Source organism: Methanomassiliicoccales archaeon (assembly GCA_026394375.1).
Classification (GTDB): domain Archaea; phylum Thermoplasmatota; class Thermoplasmata; order Methanomassiliicoccales; family UBA472; genus JAJRAL01.
In genome coordinates, this window is record JAPKYJ010000012.1 from 23,696 (window position 1) to 34,500 (window position 10,805).

1 protein-coding gene is annotated in these 10,805 nt (G+C 56.9%); it reads right to left on the reverse strand.

The window, feature by feature from the left end; genetic code table 11:
* Nucleotides 1–120: 120 nt before the first annotated feature.
* Complete coding sequence (locus tag NT137_01900; GenBank protein ID MCX6652091.1) at nucleotides 121–10,482, reverse strand: right-handed parallel beta-helix repeat-containing protein; 10,362 nt, start codon at nucleotides 10,480–10,482, stop codon at nucleotides 121–123.
* Between the last annotated feature and the right edge of the window lie 323 nt (nucleotides 10,483–10,805).

Here is a 10,805-nt window from a genome sequence, read left to right on the forward strand (position 1 = left end):
CCACCGGCCAGAGATGCCATTCTCACGCTTAAACCCTTTTTGCGCTTGGCCGGGGGGGAGCTATCGCTCATCCAGCAAGGAAAGAAGAAAAATTAAAGGAAAAGGGATTAGGAAAGAGGTTTAAGGCTTGCGGGCTACGACGAACAACGCCGCGCCCAGCACTAGGGCCGCTACGCCGCCCATGATCGCCACCGGGGTCCAATCGTAGGCTGGCTCCACGTGCTCCATGATCACTATCGACATGGAACCGGAGCTCATGTCCACGAGGCTCTGGACCTCACCGCTGGAGAACGCCGCCACGACCGTGTACGGGTTCATGGTGGTGTCTATCGTGCCATCAGCGGCCTGGGTCCAGCCGACCAGTTCGATCGAGAACACGCCGTTCTCGTTGGTCGGGCCGTTTCCAGCCACTGCGCCGGTCGCGTCATACACCACGATCCAAACGCCCGCCGCCGTCTTGTTCTCCTTGTTCTTGGCGGTCACGGTCAGATCGAAGTACATGATGATGCCGGTCTTCACGGTCACGGTGGTGATCTGCTGCTCCATGGTGGCGCTCGCCGACACCGTTCTCGGGTTGAACACTACACGGCCCGCGTAGCCTGTGACCAACAATGGATAGGTCACGGTCACATCGTACGGGTTCATGCTGGTGTCCTTGCCGGAGGACGGGTTCATGACGTAGGCGATCACCAGGTCAGAGTACTGGCCCTGCGCATCGGTGGTCCCGGTCTTTACCGTCTCACCCTGAGCGTTCTTGTAGACCACGCTCGCTCCCGGCACCGCGCGGCCGTCCGGATCTTGGGCGACCGTCACTAGCTGGTAGCGGATGATCATGCCGGTCTGGATGGTGACGCTGCTCGGACCGGAGATGCTGACGCTCTTGGTGACGATCGGTGGGCTCCACGTCGCATTGTAGCCTGGGTAGCCAGTGGTTGGCACTAGCGTGTAGTTGGCCGTGACCGCGTAGGGCTGCACACTCGAGTCCTTGCCCGCCGCGGTCTGCACGTAGGCGGCCACCGTGGCCACGAACTTGCCTTCCGCGTCGGTGCTGCCCGTTGCGATCACTGCACCGGTCGCGCTCGCTATCTTCACTGGCACATTGGCCACTGCTGCGGCCCATGCGTCCTCCACGATCACGGTCAGCTTCTCGCTCACCGAGAAGGTCGAGGTGTCCTCCACCTTCACCTTGCCGAACGTACAGTCGGCCGCCGAGGCATGCGAGTCCCGGATCAGGTAGAAGCTGAAGTCCATCGCCGTCAGGGTGCTCGAGCTTACTGTAGCGGTCGAGTGGTCCAGGAACAGCGCGTCGTCCAGCACGTCGATCTTGGCGTCGCTCATGATCACGTTGGAGTTCTTCGCCACGATGCCGTCATAGACTGGCACCGGCATGCTTATCACGCGGATCACGGAGTCCACGCCCATGTACGGGACCAGCAGGATGTTCTGCTTGATCTCGTCGCCGAACGTGAGCTCAGTGTCGGTCACGATGACCGCCGTGGTGAGCAGGCCGTAGACGTTGCCGCTGGTGGTTACCTCAGAGTTGGTGGCATACAGACCGACGTGGTGCGCCAGGATGTTGATGACCAGCTCGGTGTCGACGTAGCTGCCAATGATGGGCAGGAATATCTCACCGGAGAGGTTCATCAGTCCGAGCAAGGGAGAGAACTCCATCAGCACCTGTACCAGGGTGGTGTAGCCGATCTGGTTGTCCTGGATGGATACGATGCTGTCCTTGACGTATATCTCCTTGGCGTTGAGCAGGAACATGTTGTCGTGGATGGTGCCCTGCACTTGCTCCGCGAACACTCCCGCCTCGTAGTTCAAGGCGAACACGTTGTCAGTCAAGTCCTCCAAGTGCGAGCCTACCGCGTACACGCCGCGCATGTTCAGGATGATCATGCAGTCGGTGACCTTGGGGGCCGCCGATGCGCCTTCGATGTACATACCGTTGCGGTCATTCAGCGCGATGGTGGTTAGCATGATCACCGGCGAACAGCCGACCACGTGGATACCGTTGCGCTCGTTCCACATGATGGAGCTGGTCTCGATCGTGGCCTGCGAGGTCTCGCCGAGGTACAGTTCGAGCGCTCCGTACTCCGCGGAGCTGATCATCTCCAAGACACCGAACACGTTGAACTCCCACAGATAGTACCCGTCGAAGGTGGTGTCGATGGCATGCATCTCGCCGCCCTGCTCCACCGTGATGACGGAGAAGCTGCCGTACTCACCAGCGCCGATCTCCATGTAGACGTCTTCGAGCCATAGCACACCGCCGTCCACGACGGTCAGGAGGCCGTTGAAGTCAACCGGGTTCACTTCCACGATGCTCTCCGCATCGACGATCCAGCTTATCGCGGAGAACCAGCACACGATACCGTGCTCGCCATTGTTCCTGTATTCGCCGTTGTAGACAATGACGTCTACGCAGAAGCTGAACACCAGTCCTTCCATGCCGTTGTGGTTGACCAAGTTGTCACTGAAGATGACTTCAACCGTGTCGTTGAAGTAGACGCCCATCCAGGCGTTGTCGGTGAAGACGCTGTTCTCGATTATGACTTCAGAGGAGTCTTCCACGGACATGCCGTTACCCAGGTTCCAGGTCACGCTGCTGTCAGAGAAGATGAGGTGATCCACATCATCCACTGTCACGCCATCGTTGAACCCGGTGATGGTGATGTTGTCGACCAGCACGTAGCTCAGGTCCTCTAGGTTCAAGCCTACGTTCCAGTCGCCGTAGCCTGGAGCGACTACCTCATCGCCAGTCTCGATATCGGAGGTGCTGAGGACGTTGTTCAGGATCTCCACCTGGTAGCTGTCCTCTATGTCGATACCATCGTTGACGTTGGCCAGGACGTTGTCCTCGATACTGACAAAGTAGCTATCTTCGACCTCGATGCCCTCATCGGCACTGTTCACCGTATTCTGGTGGACGTCTAGATAGAGCACACCGGACATGAACACGCCCACGTCCCCGATGTTGGTGAAGTCGTTCTGATCCACCGTCACCTCATAGGAGGCGTAACCGAGACCGACATACTCGCTATCCAGATCGACACCGCTGCCACCGATGTTGGTGAAGGTGTTGCTCTGGATATAGAGGTACTCAGCGTCCGAGATGTAAATGCCGTCGTCACCCAGGTCGCTCAGCACGTTGTTCTCGATCGTCAGGAAGTAGACCATTCCATTCAGGTAGCTGAAGTCGTCAGTGTCCACGTCCACGTAGATGCCGATCGCATCGTCGTCGCCCCATGCGCTGATGGTGTTGTCAGTGATCGTTCCAGTGCCGCCGTACAGATCGATGCCGTAGTCGTAGTTATAGATCAGAGTGTTGCGCTCGACGGTCATATCCACGTTCCAGAGCTCAATGCCCTCGCTGCAATATGCGATGTAGTTGTCAGCGATGAGCACCGGCACCTCGGCCGGGTAGGTCCAGACATAGACGCCGTCGTAGGCACCCTCTAGGTCGTTCTCCACTATCGTCACGCTGCCTTCAGCGTAGGCATCGGAGCCTTCCGAGGCGATCTCAATGCCAACGCATTCCCCGTATCCGGAGTCGTCGCCATAGGCGGTCAGGTTGGTCACGAGGATCTCCACGTCGGAGTGGACTTCCGGATAGCCCGAGTAGCTCGGGCTATACTCCGCTGTCGGATACACTCCCACGAACACGCCCTCGTCACTAAAGTAGTATGCAGTTAGGTCGCGCACTAGGACGTTGGTGGTCAGATAGGCCTCGCCCGAGCTCCGGTATCCATCCACGTATTGGTACATCTCGATCCCATCGCCTACCAAGGTCAGATTGCGGAACGAGAAGTCCGTGGTCATGGTGCAGGTCGGCTCGTCGAAGTAGCGGTAATTCTCCGTTCCAACCTCGGTGTAGGTCTCCACATAGATGCCCGCGCCGTAGTCGCCCCAGAATCCGATGTAGTTGTTCTCGACCGTCACATCGAAGTCGCCGGTGGCGATAGCGTCCCCTGCCCAAGCTTGGACATACAGGTAGATGGACACTCCTCCTTCGTCGCTGCTATCTCCGTAGGCGTAGATTTCGTTCTCCGTCACGTCCAGAGAACCAGCAATATTCGCGCTAGCATTGCTGAACACACCATAGTAGTCCTCGGTGGCATAGGAGTCCACTTCCAGATACACACCGGTGTCTCCCTCAATCGAGTTCCTGGTGACCGTGCCGGAGAACAGCATATCCGCGCTCGAGTCCACGCTCATTTCGTACGGTGGGAAGTAGTGGTTGAACCCTACTTCATTGTAGAAGTAGAGATAGACCCCCACTCCGCCCACGTAGATGGTGTTGTCCGTCACCAGCGCGTTCGCGCTGCTGAAGAAGGCACCGAACTGGTTCGAAGCGTCCATTCCCGCCTGGATGTATATGCCATTATACCACAGCCCATAGATCTCATTGTTCGTGGCCGTATAGGTCGCTTCCAAGGTCGCATCGCCAAGGCCGTTCTGTGCATCGATCCAAGTACCCATATCGATGCCGTTATACCCTCCCGCCTCGAAGTCCATGAGGTTGTCGTTCACGTTCATCGTGGCGGTAAGGAACAGTTCGCCATCGATCAGATCGCCGTTGGCCTCGAAGTCCACGCCCTCCCAGAACTCGCACATCCAGCTGCTCAGGTTGTTGCCCTCCGCCGTTAGCTCGGCATTGAAGGTCACCGTGGCTTCCTCGCTCACGTCCGCATTGCCGTCCGCTTCGATGGCGTCCATCACTGGAGAGGTGTAGGCTTCGTAGTAGTAGTAGTCATAGATGACCCAGCCAGCCTCTTCGATCTGGTTGTCGTTCGCAGCGACGTCCCAATCTACCGTGGCCACACCTGCGTCGCCCGCATCGATGTCAAGGTCGCTTCCGAGCATCGCGTCGGTTGCGAGATATCCATACTCATCGGTCGCGAACCAGCGGTTGACTCCGCCGGTGAGGACGTTGTCCTCCATGATGTCGTTCACGGTGACGCTCCAGGTGCTGTTGCCAACCTCTAGATTGGTCTCCAGGAGCATCTCGCCCACTTGATCGCCAACGTTGTTGCTGAACGTCTTCGTGCCGACGAAGTCCACGATTCCAGGAGCATCTGGGCCTTCAACCACGGTGCTCATTAGCCAGGCGGTCACTGTGACCTCATGGAACATCATGTTAGTGATGCTCATGGTCGATACGCCACCGCCGGTCGGAGTATCGAAGGCGAATATCGCCACTCCGCGGATGTAGTCGAAGCTGCAGCTCTCAGCTATCGTAAGGTCGATGATGCTTCCGGAGCTACCGACTTGCAACGCAGCTGGTTCGTCCCAATAGTCGGCGTAGATGTAATTGAAGTCGGTCGCCTCGACGAGGACGTCCATCCAGCCCTCCTCAGAGAACATCATAGCGCCGCCGGTCATGTAGTGGCTGAACTCGCTGTCAGTGATTGTCGCAGTCGTGTTGTAGCCAGCCCATGTAAACAGACCGAATCCCGCGGACATGGCTTGCATGGAGAAGTACACGCTGCTCCAGTCCATGTTCATGAAGTCCACATCCAGCAGCTTCAAGTTCCAGTTCTGCCCGTTGGCGAAGTTGACGCCATAGTCGGCGTAATCGTCCCAGTACCAGTAATCCTGCAGGTACTGTCCGTCCATCATGGCGTAGCGGAACTCAATATCCCCGTTCTCGTACAGCCAGATCTCGAACACGTTCTTCAGCTGCGGCTGACCGGAGTCCCACACGTACCACTGGAAGACGACGTTCGGGAGCATGGCTCCGCGCGAGTCGTTCACCTTGTAGCCGAAGCCGGCATATTCGGTGGTGGTCCAGTCATATTGTGTGGCTGCGATCAAATCCTCCAAATCCCCACTTGGCCCGAATTCATACGGATCGCTCGGGTCCGGGGTGAGGCCTAGGTCTGGCGAAATCCAGCCCTGATAGGACATTAGCACCTGGGGGTAATCGACCCCATTGAACGGGAAGTCGAATCCCAATGTGACGGTCATCGAATCAGCGATGTTGGTCGTTGTGTAGTTCGTTTCCGGGTCCACGATCGCGTACGAAGATTCCACCTCGGTCGGGATCATGATCTCCGCGTTGTTCGCTTCCGAGCCGTTGAAGACCGTGTTGGTCACATCCAGATACACGTCCACTCCGGCGTACATCTCCATCCCACCGACGCTCTGTCCGAGGAAGAAGCTGTCTGCCACTGTGGCCACAATGTCCTCTGAGGCCGATGCCCAGACGCCCCACATTCCCAGATGGAACGTAGTAGGATCGATATTCAGCCAGATGGTGCCGTTATACGTCTCAAGGTACATGCTCCATTGATCCGTGTTGTTGAATAGGCTGTCATGCACGTTGACGAACATATCGCCATCGAACAGCCATGCGTAGGTGCCATATACGCTGTTGCTCTCGAAGGTCATGTTGTCGTAGTTGACGAGCAAGGGCTCGATGTTCGCAAAGAGCTCCACCCCTGCATAGCATTCCTCGACCAGCGAGTCGCTCATGGCGATGTTCAGGTCCTCATCAGACTCCAGGTAGATGCCGACATAGCAGTCGGAGAAGACGCTCTCCTCGTCGATCACCGCCGTGATGTTGCCCTCCTCGGTATAGCCATCCAGGCCAATGAAGCAGGCCGAGACGGTCACGCCGTGCATCTCGATAATCAAGCTGCCGTTGTCGGTGGCCAGCAAAATTCCGATGAAGGAATCGTTGACCAGGGTATCGACCATGTAGAGGTCGATGTCCCCGTTGGTGGAGTCCGCGTACAAGCCATAGTTGATGTTGTCGTCGAACGACGAACCGAGGACATCGATGTCAATGGCGCCATCATATGTGAACAGGTTGATGCCCCATCCCGTGCCCATGACGATCGTGTCGATCATGTCGAAGTCGATGTCGTCGACGTCGATCTCGGCGAACAATGCCCAGCTGGCAGTCTCGTTGAAGACGTCCGACAAAAGGTCGATGTCCATGAACCCACTGGCCGCGTGCAGCTCGATGCCTTCATCGCACTCCCAGATGGTGGTATCCACCATCAAGAAGGTCATGTCGAAGGCCGAGTCGAGATAGATGGCCACATGGCAGTCCGCGATGAGGCTCGGGTCGATCTCCGCCACGACGTTGCCGTTCACCGCCACTCCTCTGATGCCGGTCTCGCCACAGGACTCGATGTCCACGTTGCTGAGTTCCAGCACCAGATTGCCATCGGTGGTGAGCAAGTTCATTCCGTAACCGTCGGAGACGATTATGTCGACCCCGTCCATGACGATGTTCAGGTCACCGCCCGCCTGCGCGATCAATGCTGCGACCGCGGATCCGAGGTTCGTAGTGTTCACGATCATCGAGTTGGTCATGGTCAGGTTTATGCCACCCGCCGGCGCGTAGAACGCGGCGCCGATTTCATAGCTGTGCTCGATGTCCAGACCGTCGATGGTAGCTTCTATGCTACCGTTGTCCGTCCAGACCCAGATCGAATCGATCCACTCGGACATCGCAAGTCCATTGATATCGAGCTCGACGGACTGGTTTGCCCAGATGCCCAGGCCGATGTTTGTCAATGAATAGAGCGCGTCCATGCCGATGGAGCATCCGTCCAGGGTCACCTGCACTGAGCCTTCCTCAGCATAGATGAGGAGACCTTCGTGCATCCTCCACCACAAGGTGGGGACGTAGGACCACATATAGACGCTATCCGCGTCCACCGTGACGTCGCCCGTGTCTGAGTCGAGCCTGATCCCATAGAGCATGTCGTTGATAGAAACGTTCAACGCGTTCAATGATATCCCGCCGACCGCGTCGACCTGTATCGCGAAGCTTTCGAGAGTCTGGAGGAACATTTCAGAATCGTTGACGTAGTACTCCGTGAGGCTCAGCTCCACATCCGCAGCTCCATCGATCGCGAGTGTCCGGTGTTTGATGTTGTAAATCTCAGCGTTGGCGATGTTCACTTCGATGGTTCCGAAGTTGTTCGCTAGCTCGATGCCATCATACCCGAATTCGATGAACAATCCGTCTGCATCGAACTCGATAGTGGTGTTCGCCATCACGATGAAGGACGATACACCGTCCCATGAAACGCCACCATAGTCCTCGAACAGCATGACGACCACATCGTTCAGGTCCACGTCGGCGCTGCCCTCGAGCGCATAAACATACACTCCGTAGTCCGCGTTCACGCTGATCAGATAGACGCTAGTCATCTCCAGTTCGATGTCGCCCAGTAGCGACAAAACCCAGAAGCCGCCCGCGACATCGATGCTGAGCAGGCCCTCCGCCACCACGACCACGTCACCGCTCGCAAAGACGGAGACTACCTGGGAATCGTACATCGAGTAGAATTCCGCCTGGTCGACCATGTCGGTGTTGTTGAAGTCGCCGAGGGTCACCGTCAGCAAGACCTCGCCATCGTAGGCATTGATCTCGATGAAGTCGTCGAAGATGTCGTACATCATGAAGGAATTGAAGCTCGCGACGATATCTCCGTGTATGGCCGTCAGCTCCACGCTGTCGTAGCCGAAGACGGTTATGAAGCCATTCGCGCTGAACAGAATGGTGTCGTTGGCGTCCACCGTGAACGACTGATCGCCCTCCACCATCGTCGTGCCATAGTCCTGGTACAGATAGATCATCACGCCAGTCAGGTCCACATCAACGGTGCCATTCGCTGCAAGTAGCCATACGCCGTATGATGCCGTATCGCTGAACATAGACACGTTATTCATGTCCAAATCGATGGTGCCGTTGAACGTGTAGATGTCCAGGTAGCCGTTCATAAAGATGGGGGTTGGCACGCCGATCGTCTCAATCAGCACGTTGGTAAGCGAGGCCACAACTCCATCTTCTGCGTCGATGTTTATCGCTGGCACAGCGACAAAGCTCGCGTCCACCATCGTGACGTCCACCAAGGTCATTTGCACAGAGCCCGTTGGCGCCTGCAGATCGATCGCGCTCAGGTAGGCGTGACTGAAGTAGCACGGGTCCGCCGAGAATACGATGTTCCCGTTCACGCTGGATGCCCGGATGCCGTAGTAGTAGGCATCGACGACCACGTTCCTCAGATTCAGGGTCACGGTGAGGTTCGCATTGACCTCGATGCCATGGCTCCCGGGGATGTAGCTGCCAAGGAACGTGCAGTTGTTCATGGTAACGGTCGCCGCACCCTCAGGAAGGCCAATGCCCGGATCTCCGATGAAGATCGCATCGATGAGGCCGGGAGCGGACACGTTGTCCATGATCACGGTCACATCTCCGACCCATGCGAACAAGTAGAACCCGGTCGTCGAGTTGGTGATGACAACTGGGTCGATGCTCGCGTCGAGATCCCCGTAGCTTTCGGCGTAGACCACAAAGTCCGAAGCGTTGAAGTCAGTGTCCGATATGACCAGGTTCAGGTCGCCATTCAGAGCCCAAGCGTAGATGCCGTAGTCGGTGACCAGATCGAAATCGCAATTGGTCACGCCGACATCCACATCGCCCCCGGGGGATAGCGCATAAACACCAGTGGTGACGTTGGTGATCAACGCTCCGTTGACGGAGACGATGACATCGCCCGATCCCGCGGATATACCCGCCACAGCGTAGCTCGGCGTTCCGGTCACGCGGCCAAGCGTTCCGCCGTTGATCGTGACCCTCGCGTCGCCATTCACATTCGCATACGCATACACATCGACGCCGGCGTCATAGATCTCGCCCGAGGTGACAGTGGCGAAAGCGCCGTAATTCCCAAACACAAATACTCCGATCAGCATCGACGCACCCGGCGAGGCCATATCAGCCCCGTTCAGATTGAGGGTGGCGTTCTCGTCGCTGATTATATAGACGCCTATGGTCCCAACATTGAACAGGTTCGCGGCCGCAAGGTTCACGGTGACATTGTAAGTGGAATCGACGACGATGCCATATTCCGCTCCGATGACCAGGACGTCGCTGATGGTGTAAGTCCGGGGTCCAACGTCATTGATGATCGTGATGGCGCTGCCCAAGATGTCCTCGAAGTTCAGGTTGCTCATCTGGATGGTGGTGTCCTCGATATACAGGGGGTTGTTACCATACTCAAAGGAGCAGGTCTGGACGCGCGAGCCCGATTGGCCAGAGCCGAAATAGATCCGGTTCCAGTCACCTGCTGCAGGAGAGGTGTCATTCGACCCGAAGAATACTGGACCGCCTCCGCCGGGTGACCCGTCTCCGACCGCGATCAAGTTGCCATCATCTACGGTGAGTGTGAAAGACCCGTTGAACAGAACCTGCACACCAGCCTCGATGGTCAATGTCGTTCCTGAGCCGGTGATCGCGATGTCATTCAAGATGATGTACGTGTCGTCTCCACCTAGAGCCCAAGTCGTGTTGCTTGTTACATCACCGGTAATATAAGTCGCGGCGCTGGCGTTGCCGCTGTTGAAAATCAACAGCAGCGCAAATACGAACGCTAGCACGCCGACGTAAACTATGGCCTTCTTGCCAAGAACGCGGCCTAATGACGGGCTGCGCTCTTCATTTATTGAACTATCCATTGCTCTCGCCACCTCTTGAAGAGGTATGTAATTCCTCCCGAACCAAGTGGAATTGTTTGGCCTTTATTACGATACGCGTTACTTAAAGGTTGCTGAGACCAGAGGGTCCTGGGGAACGCTTGATTTCACTATCGTTGGGGGCTCTCTGGAAGCGGAACGAGATGAGACGCCGTCTCGTCGGTCGTCGAAGGAGCGGTTTGAGCACCCCTGCGACTTGTTATCAAACGGCGGAACGACGACTGTCGATAAACGACACAATTCCGGGCAGAACCTTCGTCCCCAAGGGTTTAATCGTCGTCGAGCATACGCAGCTTCGTGCACAA

Coding starts and splice junctions, on each gene's coding strand:
- NT137_01900 (MCX6652091.1), bottom strand. CDS start 10,482: ATGGATAGTTCAATAAATGAAGAGCGCAGCCCGTCATTAGGCCGCGTT.